This window comes from Comamonas sp. NLF-1-9 (assembly GCF_019195435.1).
Classification (GTDB): domain Bacteria; phylum Pseudomonadota; class Gammaproteobacteria; order Burkholderiales; family Burkholderiaceae_C; genus Comamonas_C.
Genome location: NZ_CP078069.1, coordinates 814,346 through 837,735, shown reverse-complemented (window position 1 = coordinate 837,735; position 23,390 = coordinate 814,346). Strand labels below are relative to the sequence as shown.

Here is a 23,390-nt window from a genome sequence, read left to right as displayed (position 1 = left end):
TAGGCGCCTGCGTCCGCAGCGTGCATGCAGTCTGGCCTCGGGGTTCAACTCTTGTATAAGAGTTACAATGGGCGGTTTGCTGCTGCAGCCTGCAGCAGGCATCTTCACCGCTGCCGTGCATTGATGGTTGCAACCACCCACCAAGAATTTTTCATCCAGGGCGTAACGCGCGACGGCAGGCGCTTTCGCCCCAGCGATTGGGCCGAGCGGCTGGCAGGCGTGATGGGACAGTTTCGCCCCGGCGGAGCGTCCTCGTCGCCGCAGGCACATCTGAGCTATTCCCCCTGGTGCGTGCCCACCAGCGTCAACGGCGTCAGCTGCGTGGTGGTCAGCACCGAGCTGCGCGAGCACGAACCCATGGCCTGGGACTTCGTGATGAACTTCGCGCGCGACAACGACCTGCAGGTGAGCGAAGCCTGCCTGCTGGACAAGCGCTGAGGCCAAAGCGCAAGCAGCAGTTCGCAGCCCACCGGCACCGGGGCACAAAAAAACCGCCTTGGGGCGGTTTTCCTGTTTCTGCGACAGCGCACCCGTTACAAACGGCAGGCGCCGGGGCGCCCGTGCGTGCAACCTGTAAGACTCAGGCTGCGTTGGCCAGGGCCTTGACCTTGGCGGACAGGCGGCTCTTGTCGCGAGCGGCCTTGTTCTTGTGGAAGATGCCCTTGTCGGCGATGGAGTCGATGACCGACTGCGCCTTGGCGAAGGCTTCACTTGCCTTGGCCTTGTCGCCCGTGAGAACGGCCTTTTCGACGTTCTTCACGAAGGTGCGATACCTGGAGCGCAGCGAGGTGTTGTGCGCATTGAGCTTGACGTTCTGGCGCGCGCGCTTGCGGCCCGACGCAAGGCGCGGGTTCTTCTTGACTGGCTTGCCTGATGCCATGAAAGTATTCCTTGTGGTGTCTGTGGATGATGTCGCAAAACCGGGCATTGTAATTTATTGCGCGCGGTTTCACAACGCCCGCGCGCGGCGCATACACTCGCGCCGGTGTCTCTGCTCAAAGCCGCTTCTACCGTCTCGTTGCTGACCCTGGCCTCGCGCATCACCGGCCTGGCGCGCGACCTGCTGATGGCGGCCGTCTTTGGCGCGACCATCTTCACCGACGCCTTCAACGTCGCGTTTCGCATCCCCAATCTGTTTCGCCGCCTGTTTGCCGAAGGCGCGTTCAGCCAGGCCTTCGTGCCGGTGCTTGCCGCGCACCGCGAGCGCCACGGCGTGGCCGACACCCGCAGGCTGATCGATGCGGTGGGCACGGCGCTGCTGTGCGCCCTGGTGCTGACCAGCGTGGCGGGCATGCTGGGCGCGCCGCTGCTGGTCTGGGCGCTGGCCAGCGGTCTGCGCCAAGACCCGGCGGGTTTCGATGCCGCCATTTTCATGACGCGCTGGATGTTTCCCTACATCGGCTTCATGTCGCTGGTGGCGTTTGCGGCGGGCATCCTCAACACCTGGAAGCGCTTTGCCGTGCCGGCCGTCACGCCGGTGCTGCTCAACCTGTGCATGATTGCCGCGGCCTGGTGGGGCGCGCCCTGGCTCGCGGCGCAAGGCGTGCAGCCCATTTTCGCCATGGTCGGCGGTGTCATGGGCGGCGGGCTGTTGCAGCTCGCGGTGCAGCTGGCGGCGCTGCGGCGCCTGCGCCTGCTGCCGCGCGTGCACTTGCTGCCGGCGCGCATCCTGGCGGCCTGGAGAGACCCGGGCGTGCGGCGCATCCTCAGTCTGATGGCGCCGGCGGTGCTCGGGGTGGGGGTGGCGCAGCTGTCGCTGATGATCAACACCCAGATCGCCTCCTACCTCGCGCCCGGCAGCGTCACCTGGCTGTTCTACGCCGACCGCCTGATGGAATTCCCCACGGCCTTGCTTGGCGTGGCGCTGGGCGTGGTGCTGGCGCCGCAGCTGTCGGGCGCGCTGGCACGGGGCGACGGCGCGCAGTATTCGGCCATGCTGGACTGGGGCCTGCGCATGGTGGTGCTGCTGGCCGTGCCTTGCGCCGTCGGCCTGCTGGTGCTGGCGCGCCCGCTGGTGGCCACGCTGTTTCACTACGGCGCGCTGGGCGACGCCGACGTGCTGCGCATTGCCGCCGCGCTGATGGGTTATGGTGTCGGCTTGGTGGGGCTGGTGGCCGTAAAGGTGCTGGCCCCGGGTTATTACGCCAGCCAGGACATGCGCACTCCGGTGCGCATTGCCATTGTGGTGCTGGTCGTCACGCAGCTGCTCAACGCCGCGCTCGTGCCCTGGCTGGCGCATGCCGGTCTTGCGCTGTCCATTGCTCTGGGCGCGCTGGTCAACGCCGCCTGGCTGCTGTTCGGTCTGCGGCGCTCGGGGCGCTACCAGCCGCGCCCCGGCTGGCCTGCCTTGCTGCTGCGCGTGGCCTTGGCGGCGGCGGCGCTGGCGCTGCTGCTGGCCTGGAGCGCCGCGCATTTCGACTGGATTGCGCTGCAGGCACGCCCCTTGCACCGCGTGGCATTGCTGGCGGCCGTACTGCTGGGTTCGGCCGTGGCGTACTTCGGGGTGCTTGCCGCCTCGGGATTGAAATGGGCGCAATTTGCGCGTCGCTGATGAAATGGGCTGCCCCTACTCCTCTTGAATACTTCGCCACGCTGGTGCGCAGCGGCGACGCCATGCCGCTGCTGGAAACCGTCGCCAGCATTGCCCAGGACGATGAACCGCAGCTGGATCTGCAGGCGCTGGCCACCGAGGTGGACACGCTGCTGCTGCGCCTGAAAAATCGCCTGCCCGCGGATGCAGGGCCCTTGACCCGGCTGCGCATGCTGCACCATTTTTTCTACGCCGAGCTCGGCTTTTGCGGCAACCGCAACGACTACTACGCGGTACAAAACAGCTATCTGCACGAGGTGCTGCGCACGCGCATGGGCATACCGGTGTCGCTCGCGGTGCTCTGGCTGGAGCTCGCCCGCGGCATCAAGCTCAAGGCCGATGGCGTGTCGTTTCCCGGGCATTTCCTGCTCAAGGTGCGCCTGCCCGACGGCTACGTGGTGCTTGACCCCTTGAGCGGCAAATCGCTCTCACCCGAAGAGATCGCCGAGCAGCTCGAGCCGCTGCGCAAGTTCCTGAACGACGACACCGACGAAGAGCTGCCGCTGGCGCTGTACCTGCAGGCGGCGTCGGCGCGCGACATCGTGGCGCGCATGCTGCGCAACCTCAAGGAAATCCATCGCGGCAACCAGGACTGGCCGCGCCTCATCGCGGTGCAAGACCGCATGCTGGTGCTCGACCCCGAAGCCTGGAGCGAATGGCGCGACCGCGGCATGGCGCACATCGAGGCGGGCGACGACGAGCGGGCCGCGTCCGACCTGCAGACCTATCTGGACCACGTGCCCCAGGCCACCGATGCGCCCGAGGTGCAGACGCTGATACGGCGCCTGGCCGGGGAGTGAAAAAACGCCGCCCGCGCATCGGGGGCGGCGCGTGGCGGATCAGTCCGCCTTGACCGCCAGCACGGGGCAGGGCACGTTGAGCAGGATTTCCTGCGCCATGCTGCCCAGCAGCAGCTTGCCCACGGGGTTGCGCTTGCGCAGACCGATCACCAGCACGCTCACCGGCAGGGTTTGCACCAGCTCCTCGATTTCCTCGATCGCGCTGTTGCCGCGCACGAAAACCTTGAGCTCGGCCTTGATGGGCAGGGAGGCAAGGCGCTCCTCGACGCGCTCGACCTCGTAGCCGGAGACGACGTTGGGGTCTTCGCTGCGCCCGCCGGGGCCGGCGTTGATGACCACCAGCTGTTCGTTGTTCTGGGTTGCAAGTTCTATGCCCTTGTCCAGTGCAGCCTGGCCTTCCGGGCGGGGTACGTACGCGACGAGAACAGTCATGTGCTTTCCTGCTGGTGTTGTTGTGAAATGACAGCTTTGATTATGCAGGATAGGGCCCGCGCGTGGCCAGCGGCCAAGCTCGGCGGCTTCAGACCAGCCGGGCGGCCGCGAGCTCCTTCTTGGCGTAGGCGTAGAGCAGCGGCGCCGCCACCAGCCCGGCCGGGCCGTATATGGCCTCGGCGACGAACAGCACGGTGAGCAGCTCCCACACGCGAATGTGCGTGCGCTGGCCGACGACACGCGCGTTGATCACGTATTCGGCCTTGTGGATCAGGATCAGGAAGGCCAGGCAGGCCGCCGCGGTGACCGGCGAGACCGAAAGCCCGACCAGGGTGATGACCGCGTTGCACACCAGATTGCCGACGATGGGAATCAGGCCGCCGACGAAGGTCAGCGTGATCAGCATCGCGGTGTAAGGCAGTTTCTGGCCCCACAACGGCAGCACCAGCAGCAGGAAGATGGCGGTGAGCGTGGTGTTGAAGGCCGCAATCCAGAACTGCGCGGCAACGATCTGGCGAAAGGCCTCGCCCAGGCGCGACGCGCGCACCGTGAGTTGCTGCACCAGCGGCCCGCGCCCCGGCCCGGGATGGCCGATCGCCGCGAGCGCGCCGACGATGCCGCCCACGTATGCATATAGCAGCCCACCCAGCCAGGCGCGGCCCGCACTGGCCAGGGCGCCGGCCTTGGCGCCCAGGTAGCTCGCCAGCGCGCGCTGGATCTCGGCCGCGCCTTCGGGCAACTGGTCGCCTATCTCTGGCGGCAGCTTCTCGCGCAGCTCCAGCACCGTGTGGGCGAGAAAGTCCAGCAGCTCGCGGTACTGCAGCGGCGCGCCGATGATGTAGCTGCGCGAGCGCGACAGCGCCATCGCCAGCAGCAGCAGCGGCGCAAACATGACCAGCGCCGCCGCCAGGTTCTCCACCTTGAAGGGCAATTGCGGCTGCACCCCGCCAAAGACCCTGACCAGCCAGCGCGTCAGCAAAAAGCCCAGGCAGGCGCTGAGCAGCCCGGCGAGCAGGCCAAAGTGCATGATGAGCAGCAGCGCGCCGACCATGAGCACATGGCTTGCGACCACGATGCGCGAAGCGGCGGCGTCGGGAAAGCGGTTCAAGCGGGTATCCGTCGTGGCGGGGCGCGCGCCGGCTCAGGCGATGGTCACGGCAGCGCCCCCGGCGCGCGGGCCGACCACCCCGATGACGTGGACGCTCTCGCCCTGCGCCTGCAGCGTGGCGCTCACCTGCGCGGCCGCCTGCGGCGCGACCACCACCACCATGCCTATGCCGTTGTTGAAGGTGCGGTTCATCTCGACCTCGTCCACGCCCGCCGTGGCCTGCAGCCAGGCAAAAAGCTCGCTGCGCGGCCAACTGCCGGCCACGAGATGGGCGGCAAGGTGCGCGGGCAGCACGCGCGGGATGTTCTCCAGCAGACCGCCGCCGGTGATGTGGGCCAGGGCCTTGATCGCGCCCTCGTGCGCGGCAAACGCCGCCAGCACGCTCTTGACGTACAGCCGCGTGGGCTGCATCACGGCCTGGCGAAACGGCTGGCCGTCGAGCATGGCGGGCAGCGCGCTGCCCGCGCGCTCAATGCATTTGCGCACGAGCGAAAAACCGTTGGAGTGCACGCCGCTGGAGGCCAGGCCCAGCACCACGTCACCCGCCTCTACCCGATCGCCACTGAGGATCCTGGATTTTTCGACCACGCCGACGGCGAAGCCCGCCAGGTCGTATTCACCCTCGGGGTACATGCCGGGCATCTCGGCCGTTTCGCCGCCGATCAGCGCGCAGCCCGAAAGCTCGCAGCCGCGCGCAATGCCGCCGACCACGGTCGCGGCGGTATCGACGTCGAGCTTGCCGCAGGCGAAATAGTCGAGAAAAAAGAGCGGCTCGGCGCCTTGCACCAGCACGTCGTTGACGCTCATGGCCACGAGGTCTATGCCCACGCCGTCGTGCATGTTCCACTCGAACGCCAGTTTGAGCTTGGTGCCCACGCCATCGGTGCCCGAAACCAGCACCGGCTCCTGGTAGCGCCTGGGCACTTCAAACAGCGCGCCAAAGCCGCCGATGCCGGCCATCACGCCCTCGCGCAGCGTCTTTTTTGCCAGCGGCTTGATGCGCTCTACCAGAGCATCGCCGGCATCGATGTCGACGCCGGCGTCTTTGTAGGAAATCGGGGGCTGCGCGGCAAAACGGCTCATGAAAAGGGGCGCGCCGCAAGCGGCATCGGGCGGTTGCACGGGGAAGGGCGCAATTCTAGGACAAGGCTGAACAAGCCCCGCGCGCTTCGCCTTGGGCGCTGCGCCCGTGCGCCACGCTGGCGCAGCGCCGCTTGGGGCGCGAGGCGGCAGCGCCCTAGAATCGCCGTTTCAGCAAAACCCGAACCCCCGCAGGCACTTGCCGCGGCGCAGCGCCCGCCTTTTTCATGCACATCACCCCGGTCCCGAACCGCAGACGGCCTCTGCCATGAAGCAGCTGGTGCTGGATATCGGCGTGGCCGCCGGCCCGACGATGGAGAACTTCCTCGTGGCGGGCAACCGCCAGGCGTGGCAGCACATCCAGGGCATGCTGCAGGCGCCGGCGCAGCCCACCGCCCCCGTTTACCTCTGGGGCGAGCAGGGCACGGGCAAGTCGCACCTGCTGCGCGCGGCGGTGCTGGCGCTGGGCAATGCCGGTGCCAGGGTAGGTTGGATGGATGCAAAAAGCAGCGACCCGGGCGCTTTCAACGAGGGCTGGGACGCGGTTGCGCTCGATGATGTGCACCGCTACGACGCGCGCCAGCAGGCCGCCGCCTTCAACTGGTTCATCAACGCCGGCAACCCCGCCAGCGGCGCGGCGCGGCCGGTGCTGGCCGCCGGGCGCCTGCCGCCCGCGGACCTGCCGCTGCGCGAAGACTTGCGCAGCCGCCTGGGCTGGGGCCACGTGTTTCGGCTCGAGGCGCTGGACGAGGCCCAGTGCCGCCAAGTGCTGCAGCGCCAAGCGGCGCAGCAAGGCATCGCGCTGAGCGCGGAAGTGCTCGACTACATGCGGGTGCACTTTGCGCGCGACCTGGGCAGCCAGGTGCGGCTGCTCGAACGCCTGGACCGCTTTGCGCTGCGCACCCAGCGCCTGATCACGCTGGCCCTGCTGCGCGCCATGCTGCAGGACGAACCCACCATGGCACAAACCCCTTGACCGCCGCAATCGCCACACCCACGCCCCGACCGCGCCTGGCGCTGTTCGACCTGGACCACACGCTGCTGCCGCTGGATTCGGACTACGAATGGGGTGAGTTCACCATCCGTCTGGGCTGGTGCGAGCGCGAGGCCTTCGGGCGGCGCAACCAGGCCTTTTTCGAGGCCTACCAGGCCGGGCGCCTGGACGTGCACGACTACGTGCGCTTTGCCACCGAAGCGCTGCGCCAGCGCGGCCGCGCGGCGGCCGAGGCGGCGCGTGCGCAGTTCATGCAGACGGTGATCGCGCCGGCCATCCGCCCCGCTGCGCTGGCGCTGCTGGCGCGCCACCGCGCGCAGGGCGACACCGTGGTGCTGGTGACCGCGACCAACGAGTTCGTCACGCGCCCCATAGCGCAGGCGCTGGGCGTGGAGCACCTGATTGCGGTGGAGCTGGCGCGCGATGCCGAAGACTGGTACAGCGGCGAGATTCTCGGTGTGCCCTCGATGCGCGAAGGCAAGGTCGTGCGCCTGCAGCAGTGGTTGCAGGAGCGCGGGCTGAGCCTCGCGCAGACCGAATCGACCTTCTACAGCGACTCGATCAACGACTTGCCGCTGCTCGAGCGCGTGGACCACCCCGTGGCCACCAACCCCGACGAGCGCCTGCGCGCGATTGCGCGCGAGCGCCATTGGCCCATACTGGATTTGTTCGACGAAACCCCATGATCAAGACCTTCATAGACAAACTGCTGGGCAAACGCGCCGGCGCGAAACACCGCTTCGGCAAGCGCGAGGAGGTGCCGGCCAGCGTGCACCACATCGACCCGGCGCTGGTGGACCGGCGGGCCCTTGAGGTGGTGAGCACGCTCAAGAAGGCGGGGCACGAGGCCTACATCGTCGGCGGCGCGGTGCGCGACCTGTTGCTGGGCCTCAAGCCCAAGGATTTCGACGTGGCCACCGACGCCACGCCCGAGCAGGTCAAGGCGCTCTTCAGGCGGGCCTTCATCATCGGGCGGCGCTTTCGCATCGTCCACGTGGTGCATGGGCGCGGGCGCGAGCACGAGGTGATCGAGGTGTCGACCTTTCGCGCCTACCTCGACCATGCGGCGGCCGAACACGTGCAGGGCAACGAAAAGACCAGCAAGGCCGAGCTCTCGGGCATGCGCCACGCGGTGGATGCGTCGGGGCGGGTGCTGCGCGACAACGTCTGGGGGCCGCAGGAAGAGGATGCGGCGCGGCGCGACTTCACGGTCAACGCGATGTATTACGACCCGCAGACGCAGATCGTGGTCGACTACCACAAGGGCATACAGGACGCGCAAAAGCGCGTGCTGCGCATGATCGGCGACCCCGAGCTGCGCTACCACGAGGACCCGGTGCGCATCATCCGCGCCGCGCGTTTTGCCGCCAAGCTCGACGCGCTCGGCTTCACGCTGGAGCCGCGCACCGCCAGGCCGCTGGTGGCCTGCGAGCACCTGCTGCGCGAAGTCCCGCAGAGCCGGCTGTTCGACGAGATGCTCAAGCTGCTGCAGACCGGGCACGCGCTTGCGTCGGTGGCGCAGCTCAAGAAGCTGGGGCTGGAAAAGGGCATCTATCCGCTGCTGGACATCGTCGTCGAGCGCGCCGAGCTGCCCCTGGTGCGCGGCGTGCTGCAAGACACCGACCGGCGCGTGAAGGAAGGCAAGGCGGTGGCGCCGAGCTTTCTGCTCTCGTGCGTGCTCTGGCCCGACGTCAAGGCCGGCTGGGAGCGCCATCTGGCGGCCGGCGAGCACCCGTTTCCGGCGCTGCAGGCGGCGATCGACGAGGTGTTTGCCCAGCGCATAGGCGACGTGTCCGGGCGCGGCAAGCTGGCCGCCGACATGCGCGAGATCTGGGTCATGCAGCCGCGCTTTGAACGGCGCACCGGCCACGGCGCGCACAGCATGGTGGCGCACATCCGCTTTCGCGCGGGCTTTGATTTCCTGCGCCTGCGCGCCGACAGCGGCGAGGTGGCCGAAGAACTGGTGAGCTGGTGGCAGCAGTTCTCGCTGGCCGACGAAGAGCGGCGCAACGACATGCTCGACCAGCTGCGCGAAGAGCAGCGCCAGCGCTCGCGCCAGCGCAAGAGCGGCCCGCAGCGCAGCGCCAGCAACGCCCCCGAGCCCGACGCCGGCGCCGAGGGCGATGCAGAGCCCGCGTCCGCGCCCAGAAAGCGCCGCCGACGCCGGCGCAAGCCCGCAGGCGCCGACGGCAGCCAGGGCAGCCCGCGCGAGCCGTGAAGGCCTGCATCGGCCTGGGCGCCAACCTGGGCGACGCCCGGGCCAGCCTGCGCCGCGCGGTGCAGGCGCTCGCGGCGCTGGCGCAGACGCGGCTGCTGGCCGTCTCCTCGCTCTACCGCAGCGCGCCAGTGGATGCGGGCGGGCCCGACTACCTCAACGCCGTCGTCCTGCTGGAGACCGCCCTGCAGCCGCTGGCGCTGCTGCACGCGCTGCAGGCGCTGGAAAACGCCGCCGGGCGTGAGCGCCCCTACCGCAACGCTCCACGCACGCTGGATCTCGATCTGCTGCTCTATGACGCTCTGCGGCTCGATACCGAAGAGCTGCGCCTGCCGCACCCGCGCATGAACGAGCGCGCCTTCGTGCTGCTGCCGCTGGCCGAGCTGGCGCCGCAGGCGGTCGACGCCGCGCGCCTGGCCGAGCTGGCCGGGCAGCGCATCGAAAAGCTCGCGGCGCCCGCGGAGTGGATGCAGGAGCCACAGCAAAATAAATAGCTGCTAGCGCACTAGCTAAAACGTTTTCAGATATAAATGCATCTCGAACCGTTCGCTGACAGGCGCTACCAGCTATCGTTTTGAAGACGAAAGCGCAGGCCCGCCGTCTCAACCGCGCTGCTTGTCCGCTTCGGTAAGAAAGGCGTCGGCAAAGAAGGCGCCCTCGGGCAGGCCACGCTCGGCGGTAAAGCTGGCGCGCGCGGCGTCCACCATCAGCGGGCTGCCGCAGGCATAGACCTCGTGGCCGCGAAGATCGGCAAAGTCGTCCAGCACCGCCTGGTGCACCAGGCCGGCGCGCCCGCTCCAGGCGTCTTCGGGCAGGGCGTCGGAGACCACGGGAACGTAGGCCAGCTGCGGCATTTGCGCCAGCCGCTCGCGCACCCAGGCATCCAGGTACAGGTCTGCCGGTCGGCGCACGCCCCAGTAGAGCGTGGCCGGGCGCCGGCTTTCGCTGAACTGCAGATGCTCGATCAAGGCCTTGATCGGCGCCATGCCGGTGCCCGAAGCCAGCAGCACCATGGGTTTGTCGCTGTCTTCGTGCAGGCGAAAGCTGCCGAAGGGCCCTTCGATGCGCAGGATGTCTTTTTCCTTCATCGCGCTGAAGGCATGGTCGGTAAAGCGCCCGCCGGGCGTGTGGCGCAGGTGCAGCTCCAGCCCCGGCGCGGCCTCCTGGGTGTGCGGCGCATTGGCAATCGAATAGGCCCGGCGGCTGCCGTCGCGCAGGATGAACTCCACATACTGCCCGGCAAAGTAGCCAAAGTTGGCGCCATTGGGCAGACCCATGCGGGCGATGATCACGTCATCCGTCACGCGCTGCAGCGCATTTACCCGCACCGGGAACTTGCGCACCGGGAAACTGTTGGCGTCCGTCACCTGCTCGCTGTAGATCACCAGGTCCGATTGGGCAAAGGTGCTGCAGGCCAGCACCAGGCCGCGCGCGGCCTCGTCGGCGCCGAGGGCGTGGCTGGAATGCTCGCGCATCTGCGTCTGGCCGCTGACCAGGCGGCATTTGCACGAACCGCAGGCGCCATCCTTGCAGCCGTAGGGCATGGGAATGTTCTGGCGGATGGCGGCGGCCAGCACGGTTTCATCGGCCTGGACCGCAAAACTGCGCCCGCTGGGCTGGACGTGGACCTGAAAGACGGAATCGGATGCGGACATGGGCGGCTATGCTGTGGGACAGTTGTCTGACTGCGGGATGATCGATTTTGCCTGTGCGTCAATACCCTCTGGGTTGCCTGCCCTCGCGCTTTCGGCGCAGCCGCGTGCTCATCGTCGGCTGCGGCGACATCGGGCTGCGCGCCGCGCGCTTGCTCGCTCGCGGCTCAAGGGTGCTGGCGCTCAGCGCATCGCCCGAGCGCCGGCAGGCGCTGCGCGCCGCAGGGGTGGTGCCGCTTGCGGGCAATCTGGACGACGCGGCCAGCCTGGCGCGCCTGGCCGGCTTGGCCACGCGCGTGCTGCACCTGGCGCCGCCCGCGCCGCGCGGCAGGCGGGACGCGCGCACCCGGGCGCTGGTGCAGGCGCTGCGCCGGCGCGGCGCGCTGCAGGCGCTGGTCTACATCTCGACTACCGGGGTGTATGGCGACTGCGCCGGCGCCGTGGTCACCGAGGTGCGGACCCCCGCGCCGGCCAGCGACCGCGCCTGGCGCCGCCTGGACGCCGAAACCACGCTGCGCGCCTGGGGCCGCCAGACCGGCCGTGTGAGCCTGCTGCGCGTGCCCGGCATCTATGCGCCAGACCGGCGCGGCGTCACCCCGCGCGAGCGCGTCGCCCAGGCCAGCCCGACGCTGCGCCCTGAAGACGACGTTTTCATCAACCACATCCACGCCGACGACCTGGCGCGTGCCTGCGTACGCGCGCTGTGGCAGGGCGGGGCGCAGCGCATCTACCACGTCGCCGACGACAGCGGCCTGCGCATGGGCGAATACCTGGACCTCGTCGCCGAGCTCTACGGCCTGGCGCGTGTGCCGCGCGTCGAGCGGGCGCAGGCGGCGCGGCAACTGCCGGCGTCACTGCTGGATTTTCTGTCGCAGTCGCGCCGCCTCGACACCCGGCGCATGCGCGGCGAGCTGGGCCTGTTGCTGCGCTACCCGACGGTGCGCGACGGCCTGCAGGCCGACGCCGCCGCTCAGCGCGGGTAGGTCTTGCCCTGCTGGTCGTAGCAACGAAACACGTCGCAGCGCAGCATCTTGGGGCGCGGCGGCTCCTGGTGCGGGCGGTGCGGGCGCGCCGGCGGCACGACGATCACCGGCGGCGCATAAGCGGGCACTTCATACACCGCGCGGTTGCCGTGGCGCGCCTGGGCGCGGGCGTATTCATCGGGTGTGAGGCAGGCGAGCTCCATCGCCTGGCGCGCCTGGGCGATGCGGGTGTTGGTGTCGTAGAGCGTGATGTCGCGCGCCAGCGCCGCCTGCAGTTCGGCCTTGGCCTGCGCGCATTGCGGTGACTGCGCCGGGTCCGGCGCCGTGGCCGCGGGGGCTTGCAGGCTGCGGGCGGGCGCGGCAGCGTCGTCGCTCTCTTGCCGGGCACGGCGCAGACGCAAGGCCTCTTCGGCCTGGGCGTTCTGGCGCGCAAGCTCTTCGTCGCTGGGCTTGGGCGCGACTTCCTTGCGCGCCTGGCCGGGGTCGCAACTGCCGTCGGTGTAACTGATCTTGCCGCTCACCGGGTCGGTGCAGCGCAGCACTTGTGATGAAGCAAGCGGTGACCACAATGCCAGCACGGCCCCGCACAGCAGGGCGCGAGAGCTCCAGCAGCCAGGCCGGCGCATGGTTCAGACCTCTCAGGGCATCTCGCGCATGATGCTGCCGGGAGCGCGCGGGCCGTCGCCCCGGTGGCCGTTCTGCCAGTCCTGGCGGCCCTCTGGCCTCCAGGAAGGCTGGCGCTGCAGCGCTGGCGGCGCGGGGCGCGCATGGCCGCGATCCCCGCGGCCGGCGTCGTGGTTCCACTGCCCGCGGCCTGGCCCGCGGTCCTGGCCGCGGTCGTGCTCACGCCCGTGGCCCTGCCATCTGCCGCCTTGGCCGTCGCGATCCCTCCAGCCGTCTCGCTGCCAGCGCCGGCCCTGGCGTTCGCTCGAACTCAGCCAGATCTGGCTGCCAAATACCACGGGCGGCGCGCCGTAGACCACGGCCGGACCGGGGTCGTACACGGTGGACGGGTAGGTGGTTGCATAGCCGCCGTAGGGGTCATAGCCGTAGCCGTAAGCGTAGCCGTCGTTGACGGGAACCGCGCAAGCGCTCGCCAGCAGTGCAAACAGCACCGCCGTGATCGCGGACAGCGGACGGGCAAAGCGGGTGAAGACAGGGTAGGGCATGGGTGTCTGACGTGCGGGCGCGCCAAAAGTTGACGCGCCGAGCCAGGTTTTACCAGTTCTTTACCTGAAGCGGCGCATCAGAGCACACCTTGTGCGCGCAACCGGGCAATCTCGGCCGCGTCCAGACCCCATTCGGCCAGCACTTCTTCAGTGTGCTCGCCGAGCACCGGCGGCGCGCGGTGGTAGCGCACCGGCGTGTGCGACAGGCGCATGGGGCTGGCGACGGTCGAAACCACGGACACGGCGTCGCCCGGCGCCTGGCGCGGCAGATCCACGCGCAAGCCGCGGTGGCGCACCTGCGGGTCGGCAAAGGCCTGGGCGACGGAATTGATCGGCCCACAGGGCACGGCCTGGTCCTGCAGCAGCGCAATCCATTCGTCGGTGCCACGGGTGCGCAGCAAAGGTTGCAGCAGCGCCAGCAGCTCGGCGCGGTGGTGCACCCGCGCGGTATTGGTGGCAAAGCGCGCGTCGCGCGCCCAGGCGGGCTGCCCCGCAGCCTGGCAAAAGCGCGCAAACTGCCCGTCGTTGCCTATGGCCAGCAGCACGCGCCCGTCGCGCGTCGCAAAGTCCTGGTAGGGCGCAAGACTCGGGTGCACGTTGCCCGCGCGCAGCGGCGTCTCGCCCGTGGCCAGAAAACCCGCCGCCTGATTGGCAAGCATGGCCACGCCCACGTCCAGCAAGGCGGTGTCGATGTACTGGCCCAGGCCCGTGCGCGCGCGTGCATGCAGTGCGGCCAGGATGGCGTTGCTTGCATACAGCCCGGTGAACAAGTCGACCACCGCCACACCCGTCTTCAGCGGCCCGCCGCCCGGCGCGCCGTCGGGCTGGCCGGTGATGTCCATCAGGCCGCAGGCGGCCTGCACCATCAGGTCGTAGCCGGCGCGGCGGGCGTAAGGCCCGTCCTGACCGAAGCCGGTGATCGAGCAGTAGATCAGCCGCGGATTGAGCGCCTTGAGGCTGTCGTAATCGAGCCCGTAGCGCGCCAGCCCGCCGACCTTGAAGTTTTCCACCAGCACGTCGGCCCGGGCCGCAAAGTCGCGCAGCAGTTGCTGCGCCCGCGGCTGGGCGATGTCGAGCGTGACCGAGCGCTTGTTGCGGTTGCAGGCGCTGTAGTAGCTTGCCTGCCCGGTCGGCTGGCCGTCTGCGTCGCGCAGGAAGGGCGGACCCCAGTGGCGCGTGTCGTCGCCCACGCCGGGGCGCTCGATCTTGACCACGTCCGCCCCGAGGTCGGCAAGAATCTGGGTGCACCAGGGGCCGGCCAGCACGCGCGACAAATCCAGCACCTTGATGCCTGCCAGGGCACCCGGCGCGGAGTTTTGAGACAAATCGGGCTCCATCGTTGATCCAGCTTGCGTAGACAGCTACATCTTACGCAGCAAACGCCCGCGTGGACAAGGGCATGCGACGGGCACGAAACGGGCACAAAAAAACTGCACGTGCGCGCGCAGGTGCAGTCTTGCAGCTTTGTGGTGCCCGGGGCCGGACTCGAACCGGCACGCCTCGCGGCGGGGGATTTTGAGATTGACTCCCGAGACTAGCATAAGACTACGCTGGAACCTGCATAGCCTTGCTGCGCTTGGTTTTCCGGGGAGTTAGTCCCGTTTAACCTTACGCCTAGACCAGACCGATTGCGGCACACCTTCCGATGCCGTGGCTCTTGGCTGGTTCCTGCGTTCGATCTCGAACTAGGAGGCGTCATGGCTAAGATCAAGCTCACCAAATCCGCCGTTGATGCGGCTGGAGTCACCGGCAAGGACTACGAACTGCGGGACACCATTGTCCCCGGCTTCCTCTGCAAGGTCACCGCTCACGGCCGCAAGGTCTTCATGCTCCAGTACCGCACGAACTGGGGCGAGCGCCGCAAGCCGAAGATCGGCCAATTTGGCGAACTGACTGTCGAGCAGGCCCGGTCGATTGCCCAGGACTGGCTGGCCGATGTGCGCAAGGGCGACGACCCAAGCGCTGCCAAGCTGGCCGCGCGCATGGCTCCCACGGTCAAGGAACTGTGTGGACAGTTCATCGAGGAATACTCCAAGCCGCGCAACAAGCCCCGGACGGTGGACTCGTACCAAGGCTACATCGACCGTCACATCCTGCCTGCGCTGGGCAAGCTCAAGGTGCCCGACGTAACGAGGGTGCACATCACGGCACTGATGAAGGACAAGGCGAAGATCGGCGTCACGGCCAATCGGGTTCTGGCCTGTCTGCGCAAAATGTTCAACATGGCCGAGGTGTGGGGCTACCGGCCCGACGGCTCCAATCCGTGCCGCCATGTCCCCAAGTACCGGGAAGACGGCGAGACGCGGTATATCAACAATGATGAGTTGGCGCGTCTCTATGCCTATCTCGACCGCGCAGATGCCGAGGGGCTTGAACATCCAACCGTGACGTTGGCGGTTCGTCTGCAATTCGAATTTTCTGCACGCATGACGGAAATCCGCACGCTGGAATGGGCCTGGGTCGATTTCGAGAATCGCCGCGTCGCGTGGCCCGACAGCAAGACCGGCGATATGTCCAAGCCGATGAGCGAAGCGGCCTATCAACTGCTGTCCAATGCGCCCCGCATCGACGACTCGCCCTATGTGTGCCCGGCAATCTTCGATGCCAAGCAGCCTTTGCCCGACAGCACGTACTACAACGGGTGGAAGCGGATCTTGGGCCGTGCGGAAGTGCCGCACGTCGGAACGCACGGCATTCGCCATCGCGCGGCTACCGACATTGCCAACTCCGGTATCCCCATCAAGGTTGGCATGGCGCTGACCGCGCACAAGACAGTCACGCAGTTCATGACATATGTACATACGGAGGATGATCCGTTGCGTGCCGCAGCCGAGAAAGTGGCAACCTTGCGCAGGGGTGCCATTGGCGGCCAGGCGCCGGCTACGCCGACTCCTGTGCCGACGGACGCGGCTCCCGCTCCGGTGCCGGCGCCAACGCCTGTGCAAGCAGCCGCGACCCCGACCTCCGCCATCGTAGTCGGCGAGAAGACTCGTACCAGCCAGGGCAACTACCGTCCCTATCGCCATCGCAAGGCTCCGACGCGCGCCGTACCTCCTGGCACGAAGCGGGCTGACACGCCGGCGCCTACCGCTTGAACGGCGGTGCCCGGCCTGTCATAACGCTGCCAAGCCGGGCCGGGCATCCCATCCCGACGTTTTCACACCTCTTGACCCGTATTCGTCTATAAACGAAAATGATCATGTACCGAATCGAGCATTACCTGACGGCGGACGGGCAGAAGGATCTCTACACCGACTGGTTGCGCCGCTTGCGCGATATGCAGGCCAAGGTGGCGGTCATCCGGCGCGTGGCCCGCGTCGAGCAAGGCAACTTCGGCGATCACAAGTTCTGTCGTGATGGCGTGTGGGAGTTGCGCATCGACTTGGGGCCGGGCTACCGGGTGTATTACGGGCTGGCGGGCCAGCGGCTGGTGTTGCTGTTGTGCGGCGGCGACAAGCGCACACAGGATGCAGACATCGACCGGGCGGTAGGCTATTGGCAGGACTGGCAACGGAGATTGGATGATGAGAAGCAGACCCCATGACGAGGCGATGGCTGAGCTGTACCGCAGCGATCCGGCGCTGGCGCTCGAAGTCATCAACGGCATCCTGGCCGATGGCGACCAGGCCGAGTTGATGATCGTGCTGCGCCAGCTCGCGCAGGCGGTCGGTGGCGTGCAGGTGGTGGCGGAACAGGCGCACCTGAATCCGACACAGCTTTACCGCACGCTGTCGCCGAAGGGCAATCCGGCCCTGAACAGCCTGACCGCCATCCTCAAGGCGATGGGCCTGCGCCTAGCGGTGCAGCCGTTGACCTCGTCGCCGTCCGTGCATGCGGCCTGAAGGCCGAGGCAGGGAAACGCCCGACGATTCTCGTATCACCGTTACGACAATCCCCCGGTTCACACTGTTTCCCGCCCGAACCTGGGCGTCCCGCCATCGTCGCGCTTGCGCACATCGAGCCGCTTGCGGCGTCTCGCCCTTGTCGGGCTTTCATCGTTGCCTCGCTTCACTCGGCTGACGCCTCAGGCCCGGTTCGTTGATCCGGGCCTGCGCGCTGCGCTTACTGCGACACCAAATACCGAGTGCATGCAACGGGTGGGGTGTGGGTGGTCTTGCTGTCACCTTCACCGTATCACGGCGTTCTCGCAGTCAATGGCTGCGCGTGCAGGCGCGCTTGCGGCTGGCGGCCGTCTTCGATCTTTGATTATTTGCGCTGCGCTGGCCATGGTTCCGGGCAATTCCGCCCGAGCAACCGGAGCACGATATGTCGCAACTGTCCTTTTCCTCGTTCGATGCCATCGCTGATGGTGCGTGACGCACAGGGCCGCTACCTGCTGGCGACCACCGACCAGATCCTGGAGGTCGTGCGCCAGACTATCAAGCGCAAGTTGCAGTGAGGTGCGTCAGTTCACTTCGCCGGCGGCGGTCAAGGAGTATCTGTGCGCCAAGCTGGCCGGCTTCGCGCATGAGGTGTTCGCGGTGCTGTTCCTCGATTCGTAGTTGAGCCTGTCCTTGCGCTTGCCGTAGCGATCGACCGGATGCAGCGCCGGATTGCACGGCGCCTTCTCCTGTGCGTGAATCGGCTCTCAAGGAAATAATTTAAAAAACCACGACTTCATAACTGAAAGTTCGTTTTCTGCGAGCGCACTTGCCCTGCGCGCGGGGCTGAATTGCTCAGAGGCCCAGTTTGGCGCCCGCGCCCAGCAGGGTTGCAATGCCCAGCACCGCGAAGACGCCCGCGGCGATCGAATGCACCAGCTTCATTGGGATTTTGTTGGCCAGCTTATCGCCCACGAACACGGCGGGCACGTCCGCGATCAGCATGCCCAGGGTCGTGCCGATCACCACCAGCAGCGGCGTTGCGTAATGGGCGGCCATCGCGACGGTGGCAATCTGCGTCTTGTCGCCCATCTCGGCCAGGAAGAAAGTGATCAGCGTCGCCCCGAAGACGCCGAAACGCTTGGCGACTTGGGTTTCTTCCTCCTCGATCTTGTCTGGAATCAGCGTCCAGATCGCCATACCGATGAACGAAGCGCCCAGCACCCAGCGAAGAATCGCGGGACTCACGGCGCCAGTAATCCAGGCGCCCAGCGCACCCGCGAGACCATGGTTCACGATCGTCGCGGCCAGGATGCCAAGGATGATCGGCACGGGCTTCTTGAAGCGTGCGGCGAGGATGAAGGCGAGGAGTTGGGTCTTGTCGCCGATTTCTGCGAGGGCGACGACTCCGGTGGAGACGAGTAGCGATTCCATGTTGGTTCCCTGGCCGGGTACTGACGATTGACCACCACGCATCCCCGGCCAAGTCGGAGGCGTTGTGGTCAAAGGTCTTGCCGGGTTCGGAAACTGCTGACGCCATGACCTGCGGGTCAAGTGTGTTGACATCAGCCCCGCCAGGACGGCGGTTAGCTACTCCCCAATGACGCCGCGATTGTAATCCGGTGCGTTTTGATCTCTCGGCTTGATCTCTCGGCTGCGGCGGGTGCCTCGCCCATGTCTTAAGGGCATTGGTTTCAACCTATCCTCCTTCTTAATATAATATAGTCCACTAGTCTATAAATCACCTGTCGCTATGTCCCACACCTCCCGTGAGAAAGCCAAGCTGATCGCGCGTGTCCGCCGTATCAAGGGCCAGCTCGAAGGCATCGAGCGCGCCCTGGAGGCGGATGCGGCCTGTGTCGAGGTACTGCGCCAGATCGCTTCCGTCCGCGGCGCGGTCAGCGGTTTGACCGCCGAGGTGATGGAAGATCATCTGCGTGAACACGTCCTGGCACCGTCGAACGACCAGGAGCGCCACCAGGGCGGGGAGGAAATGATCGAAGTCATTCGGGCTTACATGAGATGAACTTGTCGCTCGCAGAGCGCCCCCATTCAGGAAATCATGCATGACCAACGCCACGACCGCTCCACTCGCCGAGTCCGCACACGACCATTTCTTCCTTGGCACTGACCACCAGCGCAATGAGCGCAAGGTGTGGCTGGTGATCGCGCTGACGGCCAGCATGATGCTGGTGGAAATCGTTGCCGGCACGATCTACGGCTCGATGGCGCTGGTAGCTGATGGCTGGCACATGTCCACTCATGCCGGCGCGATGCTGATCACCGCACTGGCCTACCGCTTCGCGCGCAAGCAGGTGGGCAATCCGCGCTTTACCTTCGGCACCGGCAAGCTTGGCGATCTGGCCGGCTTCGCCAGCGCGATCGTCCTGGCCTTGATCGCGTTGCTGATCGCCTGGGAGAGCCTGGTGCGGCTGACCCAGCCGATCCACATTGATTTCAACCAGGCGATCGCCGTGGCTGCCGTGGGCCTGATCATCAACCTGATCTGCGCTTGGCTGCTGAAAGACGACCATGCGCACCATGGTCATGATCACGGCCATCACCACCACCATGATCATGAGCACGGCCATGACCAAGGGCACGATGCTCATCATGCTGCGCATGGCCACAGCCGAGACAACAACTTGCGCGCCGCGTACATCCACGTCCTGGCCGATGCGCTGACCTCCGTGCTGGCCATCGTCGCGCTGCTGGTCGGCCGCAACTACGGCTGGCTGTGGGCCGATCCGGTCATGGGCGTGGTCGGCGCGCTGGTGATCGCTCGCTGGTCATGGGGGCTGATTCAGGATTCCGGTAGCGTGCTGCTTGATGCTGCGGCCGAAGGCGAGGAAGTGCGACAGGAGATCCGGGAAGCTACGGAGCCGACAGGGAGTCAGATCGCCGACCTGCATGTGTGGCAGGTCGGACCGGGGCATTTCGCGGCCATTGTTTCGCTGATCGCTCAGGAGCCCCAGGAACCTGCGTACTACAAGGCACTGCTCGCGCATATCCATGAGCTGTCGCATGTCACGGTCGAGGTGCAGCGGCAGGCCGCATGAGTATCGGCACGTCCCTGAAAACCTGGGCCAAGCGGATCAAGCGCGATGGCGTGACGCTGTGGTTTGCGGGCAAACATCCCGGCACCCCCTGGTACGCGAAGGCCCTCGGGGTCTTTGTGGTGGCCTATGCGCTGAGTCCTCTCGACTTGATCCCGGACTTCATTCCTGTGCTGGGCTACGTGGATGACATGCTGCTATTACCCGCGCTGATCTGGCTGGCCGTCAAACTATTGCCTCCAGACATCCTTGCGGCGTGCCGCAGCCAGGCAGACGCATGGATGCAAGCCAACGGTGCCAAGCCCAGGAGCCGGTTCGGGATAGGGCTCATCGTGTTGATATGGCTGGGCGTGGTCGCTGCAGGTTGGTGGGGACTCAAGCCGCACTTATAGGGTGTTGCGCAGCCGTGCCAGCGTGGGAAGCAAGGTCACGGCGAAGGCAATGGCCTCGTAGGCGCACGCGTGCTTGCGCCAGTTCCTCCAGCCAAAGGGTGTAGTCGGTGGTCCTGTCGAACAGGGCCTGGATGGTGCTTTGTTCGGCCATGTCGCATGGCCTGCACCTGCAGCAGCCAGATTTGCCCGCCTTCCTGCAGGGCGTCGTCGGCTAGGCCTGCAACTGCGCGGCCTGCTCCGTGTGCGCTGGCAACAAGTAGGCGCCGTCATGCAGGGCGGCACAGCCCGGCGCTTTGACGGCACGCCAGATTCGCATGCGGGGCGTGGCACTGGTGGATGGGAGGCTGACGATGAGGGCCAGCCAGGAATCGGAGAGGAGAGGCGCGGCAGCAGGCTTAAGGTGGCTGTCACGATTGCTGTAATGCTGTAGCTATCTCAACAAATTCTCTGCTGTGCGGCCTGGGCAATCTCAGGCAAAAAAATGCAATGGCACGTCCCCGGCCGATGAATCGGCCGGTCGCGCTCTCGTGCTGCGCATTGAGCCTCGCCATGCGAGTCTCGCCCCATTCGGGCTTCCATCGCTGACGCCTGCGGCCCGGCTGGTGCCGGGCCTGCGCGCTGCGTTCGCCGCAAAAACCGAGTCTGTGCAGTGGGCGGGGTGTAGGCGGTCTTGCTGTTTCCTTCACCGTATCACGGCGTTCTCGCCGTCAAGGGCTGCGCGCCAATGGCGCTTGCGTCCTGCCGGCCGTCTGCGACCCCTGACTGCTTGCGCTGCGCCGTGCCCCGGAAGGGCTGGGCAATTCCGCCCGGCAACCTTTCAGGAGTTCACCATGAACCACGCATTCATCACCGACGAGCAGCGCATCGTGCTGCTGGCCAACGGCCGCGAATCCTTGGAGAGCCCGGATTTCGATCCGGCGCCCGTGGTCAAGCTGTTCACGCCGGATGCCGGCGCGACCTGGCTGCTGACCGAGATTGATCCCGATGACCACGACCACGCTTTCGGGCTGTGCGACCTGGGACTGGGGATGCCGGAAATCGGCTGGGTCAGCTTGAGCGAGCTGGCGAGCGTGCGCGGCAGGCTGGGCCTGCCGATCGAGCGCGATCTTCACTTTCGCCCAGAGAAGCGCTTGAGCGCCTACGCGCACGATGCGCGGCTGGCCGGGCGGATCGTCGTCTGACCTCGCTCTTGGAGCGCCGCAAGGCGCTCCTTGCGCTTTCTCGATCATCACAGGAGATCAATGCCATGAGCAGCCATCACGACTACATCATCGAAATCACTGCGCAGCACGATGCGCTCAAGCCCTTTGCGCCGGAGAACGGCCAGCCGCTGCGCTTCAAGATCGGCGATGCGGTGATCTACACCAACGAATACGGAGTGCAGTTCCATCGCCGCATCACAAGGTTCTACCGGCCCATCGGGCTTTCGGGTCACTACGCGCGTGGAGCGCGCTATCTGCTGAACTCGACTTCGCCGTGGGTGCCGGTTGCGCAATCCTGCCTGCGGCCTGAAGACTCGGCCTGATGCCTTCGCGCCCCTTCCGGGGCGCTGCACGCTTCGCTTGCCTCCAGGGGAAAGCCCTGCGGGCTATCCCCGCCGCGCAAGGCTTGGCGCCCCTGAACACCGCCGACCCGGGTGCGCCGGATCGGTCAGACAGCATCCGCAGCAGATCCACGATGCCTTGCGTGCGCTCGTCCTGACCCTGTTATCCATTCGGATTTGAAGTCTGGGCGTCCCCGGCCACCTGGGAGATGGCCGGTCGCGCTGTCGTGCTGCGCATCGAGCCGCCTGCGGCGTCTCGCCCCTGCTGGGCTTCCATCGTTCCCTCGCTCCGCTCGGCTGACGCCTCCGGCCCGGCTTCCAGCTTCGGGCCTGCGCGCTTCGCTTGCCGTGCGGTCGGCGGGAAGGTGCCTGTTGCCTTGTCCAGCCGTCTTCCCTGACTTCATCACCTTGTCCGCGACTGTAGCCCGCTCCCGTGTGCCATCAAGGCGCGCAGGGCCGTGTCCTCGGCTGCGCCTGCGGGCCGCACCAACCCTGCGCTTTCCTCCTTGACGGCCCCGTCCGCGCGCTCCTGACCGTCGCGGGCGATGAACTCAGGAAAGACGGTGGCAACAGGGCCAACCGGGTTCTTCGTGCCGACCGCACCGAACAGCCGAAAGGCTGGGCTCCGAATCTAGGAATCCGGTGTGCGCTTTCTTCAACAGCCAAGTCAGGAGAACGACATGCTTGCAACCCGTTTCGCTTCCCACTCCCCCGCGCTGCGCAGCGACTACCCGCTGTCCGATGACCAGATTCACCGTGTAGCGCCGTCCATCTTCGCGGATGCCCCGCATGAGAGCCGTTCGCAGCGGTACGCCTATATCCCTACGGCAGCGGTGTTGACCGAGCTTCGCAAGGAAGGGTTTCAGCCTTTCATGGTGACGCAAACCCGCGTGCGCGATGAAGGCAAGCGCGAGCACACGAAACACATGCTGCGCCTGCGCCATGCCAGCCAGATCAACGGCGCGGAAGCCAATGAAATCATCCTGCTGAACTCGCACGATGGCACGAGCAGCTATCAGATGCTGGCCGGAATGTTCCGCTTCGTGTGCAGCAATGGCCTTGTCTGCGGTGACACCGTGGCGGACGTGCGCGTACCCCATAAGGGCGACGTGGCGGGCCAAGTTATCGAAGGCGCGTTCGAGGTGCTGCGCGGTTTCGACCGCGTGAAGGAATCCCGCGACCTGATGCGCGGCATCACCTTGGACGATGGCGAGGCCGAAGTCTTCGCACGCGCCGCGCTGGCCCTCAAATACGACCCCACCGACAATAAGCCCGCGCCCATCACCGAATCGCAAATCCTGATGCCGCGCCGGTTCGACGACCGCCGCCCGGACTTGTGGAGCGTGTTCAACCGCACCCAAGAAAACCTGACCAAAGGCGGATTGCATGGCCGCAGCGCCAACGGACGCCGCCAGCAGACCCGCCCGATACAGGGCATTGATTCCGATGTGCGCCTCAATCGCGCCTTGTGGATGCTGGCCGATGGCCTGCGCCAGTTGAAAGCCTGACCCGTCCCCCGCAGGAGGGGCGGTTTCCCCTCCATTCCTTGTTTCAC

26 protein-coding genes, 2 pseudogenes and 1 riboswitch are annotated in these 23,390 nt (G+C 66.7%); of the genes and pseudogenes, 18 read left to right on the top strand and 10 right to left on the bottom strand.

All coding sequences use genetic code 11. The features are described from left to right. Window positions 1-123 precede the first annotated feature (123 nt). Window positions 124-438: a DUF3579 domain-containing protein gene (locus tag KUD94_RS04120; protein ID WP_218238553.1), complete on the top strand. Its 315-nt coding sequence runs from the start codon at window positions 124-126 to the stop codon at window positions 436-438. Window positions 439-580: 142 nt separating this feature from the next. Here KUD94_RS04120 and rpsT read toward each other — a convergent pair whose 3' ends face one another. Further along, window positions 581-880: a 30S ribosomal protein S20 gene (gene rpsT, locus KUD94_RS04115; protein WP_218238552.1), complete on the bottom strand. Its 300-nt coding sequence runs from the start codon at window positions 878-880 to the stop codon at window positions 581-583. A 105-nt stretch (window positions 881-985) separates the two neighbouring features. Here rpsT and murJ point away from each other — a divergent pair, with 105 nt between their 5' ends. Further along, window positions 986-2,551 carry a murein biosynthesis integral membrane protein MurJ gene (gene murJ / locus KUD94_RS04110; RefSeq protein ID WP_218238551.1) on the top strand — a complete coding sequence of 522 codons (1,566 nt, stop codon included), beginning with the start codon at window positions 986-988 and terminating at the stop codon, window positions 2,549-2,551. Continuing rightward, a complete protein-coding gene (locus KUD94_RS04105; protein WP_218238550.1) occupies window positions 2,551-3,390 on the top strand; it encodes a SirB1 family protein in 840 nt (279 codons plus the stop codon). The genes murJ and KUD94_RS04105 overlap by 1 nt, the downstream gene beginning before the upstream one ends. 39 nt (window positions 3,391-3,429) lie before the next feature. On the opposite strand, the gene KUD94_RS04100 is transcribed toward KUD94_RS04105, so the two are convergent. The 3 genes from KUD94_RS04100 to purM form a co-directional block, all read right to left on the bottom strand. Next, on the bottom strand, window positions 3,430-3,822 hold the full coding sequence (locus KUD94_RS04100) for a universal stress protein (protein WP_218238549.1): 393 nt from the start codon (window positions 3,820-3,822) through the stop codon (window positions 3,430-3,432). 88 nt (window positions 3,823-3,910) lie between these two features. After that, window positions 3,911-4,930 carry an AI-2E family transporter gene (locus KUD94_RS04095; protein WP_370625886.1) on the bottom strand — a complete coding sequence of 340 codons (1,020 nt, stop codon included), beginning with the start codon at window positions 4,928-4,930 and terminating at the stop codon, window positions 3,911-3,913. Between the two features lie 33 nt (window positions 4,931-4,963). After that, window positions 4,964-6,013: a phosphoribosylformylglycinamidine cyclo-ligase gene (gene purM / locus KUD94_RS04090; protein ID WP_218238548.1), complete on the bottom strand. Its 1,050-nt coding sequence runs from the start codon at window positions 6,011-6,013 to the stop codon at window positions 4,964-4,966. Between the two features lie 265 nt (window positions 6,014-6,278). On the opposite strand from purM, the gene KUD94_RS04085 reads away from it, so the two are divergent. Genes KUD94_RS04085 through folK form a run of 4 tightly spaced genes read left to right on the top strand, consistent with a single transcriptional unit; the run spans window position 6,279 to window position 9,713 of the window. Beyond that, complete coding sequence (locus KUD94_RS04085) at window positions 6,279-6,986, top strand: DnaA ATPase domain-containing protein (protein WP_218238547.1); 708 nt, start codon at window positions 6,279-6,281, stop codon at window positions 6,984-6,986. After that, on the top strand, window positions 6,983-7,690 hold the full coding sequence (locus KUD94_RS04080) for an HAD family phosphatase (RefSeq protein ID WP_218238546.1): 708 nt from the start codon (window positions 6,983-6,985) through the stop codon (window positions 7,688-7,690). The genes KUD94_RS04085 and KUD94_RS04080 overlap by 4 nt, the downstream gene beginning before the upstream one ends. Next, on the top strand, window positions 7,687-9,222 hold the full coding sequence (pcnB, locus tag KUD94_RS04075; protein ID WP_218238545.1) for a polynucleotide adenylyltransferase PcnB: 1,536 nt from the start codon (window positions 7,687-7,689) through the stop codon (window positions 9,220-9,222). The genes KUD94_RS04080 and pcnB overlap by 4 nt, the downstream gene beginning before the upstream one ends. Beyond that, window positions 9,219-9,713 (top strand): 2-amino-4-hydroxy-6-hydroxymethyldihydropteridine diphosphokinase, encoded by a 495-nt coding sequence (gene folK, locus KUD94_RS04070; protein WP_218238544.1) that lies wholly within the window; start codon window positions 9,219-9,221, stop codon window positions 9,711-9,713. Before pcnB ends, folK begins: the two co-directional genes overlap by 4 nt. Window positions 9,714-9,821: 108 nt before the next feature. Here folK and KUD94_RS04065 read toward each other — a convergent pair whose 3' ends face one another. Further along, window positions 9,822-10,874, bottom strand: a complete 1,053-nt coding sequence (locus tag KUD94_RS04065; protein ID WP_218238543.1) for a CDP-6-deoxy-delta-3,4-glucoseen reductase — start codon at window positions 10,872-10,874, stop codon at window positions 9,822-9,824. 47 nt (window positions 10,875-10,921) lie between these two features. Here KUD94_RS04065 and KUD94_RS04060 point away from each other — a divergent pair, with 47 nt between their 5' ends. After that, entirely contained in the window at window positions 10,922-11,854 is a 933-nt protein-coding gene (locus KUD94_RS04060; RefSeq protein ID WP_218238542.1) for an NAD-dependent epimerase/dehydratase family protein, read from the top strand. Here KUD94_RS04060 and KUD94_RS04055 read toward each other — a convergent pair. From KUD94_RS04055 to KUD94_RS04045, 3 genes are all read right to left on the bottom strand, one after another. Then, window positions 11,842-12,396, bottom strand: coding sequence for a DUF4124 domain-containing protein (locus tag KUD94_RS04055; protein ID WP_218238541.1), 555 nt, complete (start codon window positions 12,394-12,396; stop codon window positions 11,842-11,844). The genes KUD94_RS04060 and KUD94_RS04055 overlap by 13 nt on opposite strands. A gap of 96 nt (window positions 12,397-12,492) precedes the next feature. Next, the gene (locus KUD94_RS04050) at window positions 12,493-13,023 is read right to left on the bottom strand and encodes a hypothetical protein (RefSeq protein ID WP_218238540.1); all 531 of its coding nucleotides are present in this window, start codon (window positions 13,021-13,023) and stop codon (window positions 12,493-12,495) included. A gap of 77 nt (window positions 13,024-13,100) precedes the next feature. Next, window positions 13,101-14,360: a CaiB/BaiF CoA-transferase family protein gene (locus tag KUD94_RS04045; protein ID WP_218238539.1), complete on the bottom strand. Its 1,260-nt coding sequence runs from the start codon at window positions 14,358-14,360 to the stop codon at window positions 13,101-13,103. Between the two features lie 360 nt (window positions 14,361-14,720). On the opposite strand from KUD94_RS04045, the gene KUD94_RS04040 reads away from it, so the two are divergent. The 4 genes and pseudogenes from KUD94_RS04040 to KUD94_RS04025 form a co-directional block, all read left to right on the top strand. Beyond that, entirely contained in the window at window positions 14,721-16,118 is a 1,398-nt protein-coding gene (locus KUD94_RS04040) for a site-specific integrase (protein ID WP_094437560.1), read from the top strand. Between the two features lie 98 nt (window positions 16,119-16,216). Further along, on the top strand, window positions 16,217-16,567 hold the full coding sequence (locus KUD94_RS04035; protein ID WP_094437559.1) for a type II toxin-antitoxin system RelE/ParE family toxin: 351 nt from the start codon (window positions 16,217-16,219) through the stop codon (window positions 16,565-16,567). Next, complete coding sequence (locus KUD94_RS04030) at window positions 16,548-16,865, top strand: DNA-binding protein (RefSeq protein WP_094437558.1); 318 nt, start codon at window positions 16,548-16,550, stop codon at window positions 16,863-16,865. The genes KUD94_RS04035 and KUD94_RS04030 overlap by 20 nt, the downstream gene beginning before the upstream one ends. Before the next feature lie 424 nt (window positions 16,866-17,289). After that, window positions 17,290-17,522, top strand: a pseudogene (locus KUD94_RS04025) (DNA repair protein RadC); the annotation flags it as partial. Between the two features lie 177 nt (window positions 17,523-17,699). On the opposite strand, the gene KUD94_RS04020 reads toward KUD94_RS04025, so the two are convergent. Beyond that, window positions 17,700-18,278 (bottom strand): TMEM165/GDT1 family protein, encoded by a 579-nt coding sequence (locus KUD94_RS04020; RefSeq protein ID WP_094437557.1) that lies wholly within the window; start codon window positions 18,276-18,278, stop codon window positions 17,700-17,702. Window positions 18,279-18,281: 3 nt separating this feature from the next. After that, window positions 18,282-18,459: riboswitch (yybP-ykoY riboswitch) on the bottom strand. Between the two features lie 138 nt (window positions 18,460-18,597). Between KUD94_RS04020 and KUD94_RS04015 the strand changes: the two genes are divergently transcribed. From KUD94_RS04015 to KUD94_RS04005, 3 genes are read left to right on the top strand one after another with little or no spacing between them, the layout of a single operon-like run. Then, window positions 18,598-18,870, top strand: a complete 273-nt coding sequence (locus tag KUD94_RS04015) for a metal/formaldehyde-sensitive transcriptional repressor (protein WP_094437556.1) — start codon at window positions 18,598-18,600, stop codon at window positions 18,868-18,870. Window positions 18,871-18,910: 40 nt separating this feature from the next. Next, window positions 18,911-19,903, top strand: a complete 993-nt coding sequence (gene dmeF / locus KUD94_RS04010; RefSeq protein ID WP_094437555.1) for a CDF family Co(II)/Ni(II) efflux transporter DmeF — start codon at window positions 18,911-18,913, stop codon at window positions 19,901-19,903. Beyond that, window positions 19,900-20,292, top strand: a complete 393-nt coding sequence (locus tag KUD94_RS04005) for a YkvA family protein (RefSeq protein ID WP_094437554.1) — start codon at window positions 19,900-19,902, stop codon at window positions 20,290-20,292. Before dmeF ends, KUD94_RS04005 begins: the two co-directional genes overlap by 4 nt. 58 nt (window positions 20,293-20,350) lie before the next feature. On the opposite strand, the pseudogene KUD94_RS14665 reads toward KUD94_RS04005, so the two are convergent. Continuing rightward, window positions 20,351-20,653: pseudogene (locus KUD94_RS14665) on the bottom strand (Chromate resistance protein ChrB); the annotation flags it as partial. Between the two features lie 469 nt (window positions 20,654-21,122). On the opposite strand from KUD94_RS14665, the gene KUD94_RS04000 reads away from it, so the two are divergent. The 3 genes from KUD94_RS04000 (at window position 21,123) to KUD94_RS03990 (ending at window position 23,343) form a co-directional block, all read left to right on the top strand. Next, window positions 21,123-21,473: a DUF2958 domain-containing protein gene (locus KUD94_RS04000; protein WP_094437553.1), complete on the top strand. Its 351-nt coding sequence runs from the start codon at window positions 21,123-21,125 to the stop codon at window positions 21,471-21,473. Window positions 21,474-21,538: 65 nt separating this feature from the next. After that, entirely contained in the window at window positions 21,539-21,817 is a 279-nt protein-coding gene (locus KUD94_RS03995) for a hypothetical protein (protein ID WP_094437552.1), read from the top strand. A gap of 698 nt (window positions 21,818-22,515) precedes the next feature. Then, window positions 22,516-23,343: a DUF932 domain-containing protein gene (locus KUD94_RS03990; protein ID WP_094437551.1), complete on the top strand. Its 828-nt coding sequence runs from the start codon at window positions 22,516-22,518 to the stop codon at window positions 23,341-23,343. Window positions 23,344-23,390: the final 47 nt, after the last annotated feature.

Bases quoted from the DNA above. Each gene is read 5' to 3' on its own strand.
- KUD94_RS04120 (WP_218238553.1), top strand. From the start codon at position 124: ATGGTTGCAACCACCCACCAAGAATTTTTCATCCAGGGCGTAACGCGC.
- rpsT (WP_218238552.1), bottom strand. From the start codon at position 880: ATGGCATCAGGCAAGCCAGTCAAGAAGAACCCGCGCCTTGCGTCGGGC.
- KUD94_RS04105 (WP_218238550.1), top strand. From the start codon at position 2,551: ATGAAATGGGCTGCCCCTACTCCTCTTGAATACTTCGCCACGCTGGTG.
- KUD94_RS04100 (WP_218238549.1), bottom strand. From the start codon at position 3,822: ATGACTGTTCTCGTCGCGTACGTACCCCGCCCGGAAGGCCAGGCTGCA.
- purM (WP_218238548.1), bottom strand. From the start codon at position 6,013: ATGAGCCGTTTTGCCGCGCAGCCCCCGATTTCCTACAAAGACGCCGGC.
- KUD94_RS04085 (WP_218238547.1), top strand. From the start codon at position 6,279: ATGAAGCAGCTGGTGCTGGATATCGGCGTGGCCGCCGGCCCGACGATG.
- pcnB (WP_218238545.1), top strand. From the start codon at position 7,687: ATGATCAAGACCTTCATAGACAAACTGCTGGGCAAACGCGCCGGCGCG.
- KUD94_RS04065 (WP_218238543.1), bottom strand. From the start codon at position 10,874: ATGTCCGCATCCGATTCCGTCTTTCAGGTCCACGTCCAGCCCAGCGGG.
- KUD94_RS04050 (WP_218238540.1), bottom strand. From the start codon at position 13,023: ATGCCCTACCCTGTCTTCACCCGCTTTGCCCGTCCGCTGTCCGCGATC.
- KUD94_RS04045 (WP_218238539.1), bottom strand. From the start codon at position 14,360: ATGGAGCCCGATTTGTCTCAAAACTCCGCGCCGGGTGCCCTGGCAGGC.
- KUD94_RS04040 (WP_094437560.1), top strand. From the start codon at position 14,721: ATGGCTAAGATCAAGCTCACCAAATCCGCCGTTGATGCGGCTGGAGTC.
- KUD94_RS04035 (WP_094437559.1), top strand. From the start codon at position 16,217: ATGATCATGTACCGAATCGAGCATTACCTGACGGCGGACGGGCAGAAG.
- KUD94_RS04030 (WP_094437558.1), top strand. From the start codon at position 16,548: ATGAGAAGCAGACCCCATGACGAGGCGATGGCTGAGCTGTACCGCAGC.
- KUD94_RS04020 (WP_094437557.1), bottom strand. From the start codon at position 18,278: ATGGAATCGCTACTCGTCTCCACCGGAGTCGTCGCCCTCGCAGAAATC.
- KUD94_RS04015 (WP_094437556.1), top strand. From the start codon at position 18,598: ATGTCCCACACCTCCCGTGAGAAAGCCAAGCTGATCGCGCGTGTCCGC.
- dmeF (WP_094437555.1), top strand. From the start codon at position 18,911: ATGACCAACGCCACGACCGCTCCACTCGCCGAGTCCGCACACGACCAT.
- KUD94_RS04005 (WP_094437554.1), top strand. From the start codon at position 19,900: ATGAGTATCGGCACGTCCCTGAAAACCTGGGCCAAGCGGATCAAGCGC.
- KUD94_RS04000 (WP_094437553.1), top strand. From the start codon at position 21,123: ATGAACCACGCATTCATCACCGACGAGCAGCGCATCGTGCTGCTGGCC.
- KUD94_RS03995 (WP_094437552.1), top strand. From the start codon at position 21,539: ATGAGCAGCCATCACGACTACATCATCGAAATCACTGCGCAGCACGAT.
- KUD94_RS03990 (WP_094437551.1), top strand. From the start codon at position 22,516: ATGCTTGCAACCCGTTTCGCTTCCCACTCCCCCGCGCTGCGCAGCGAC.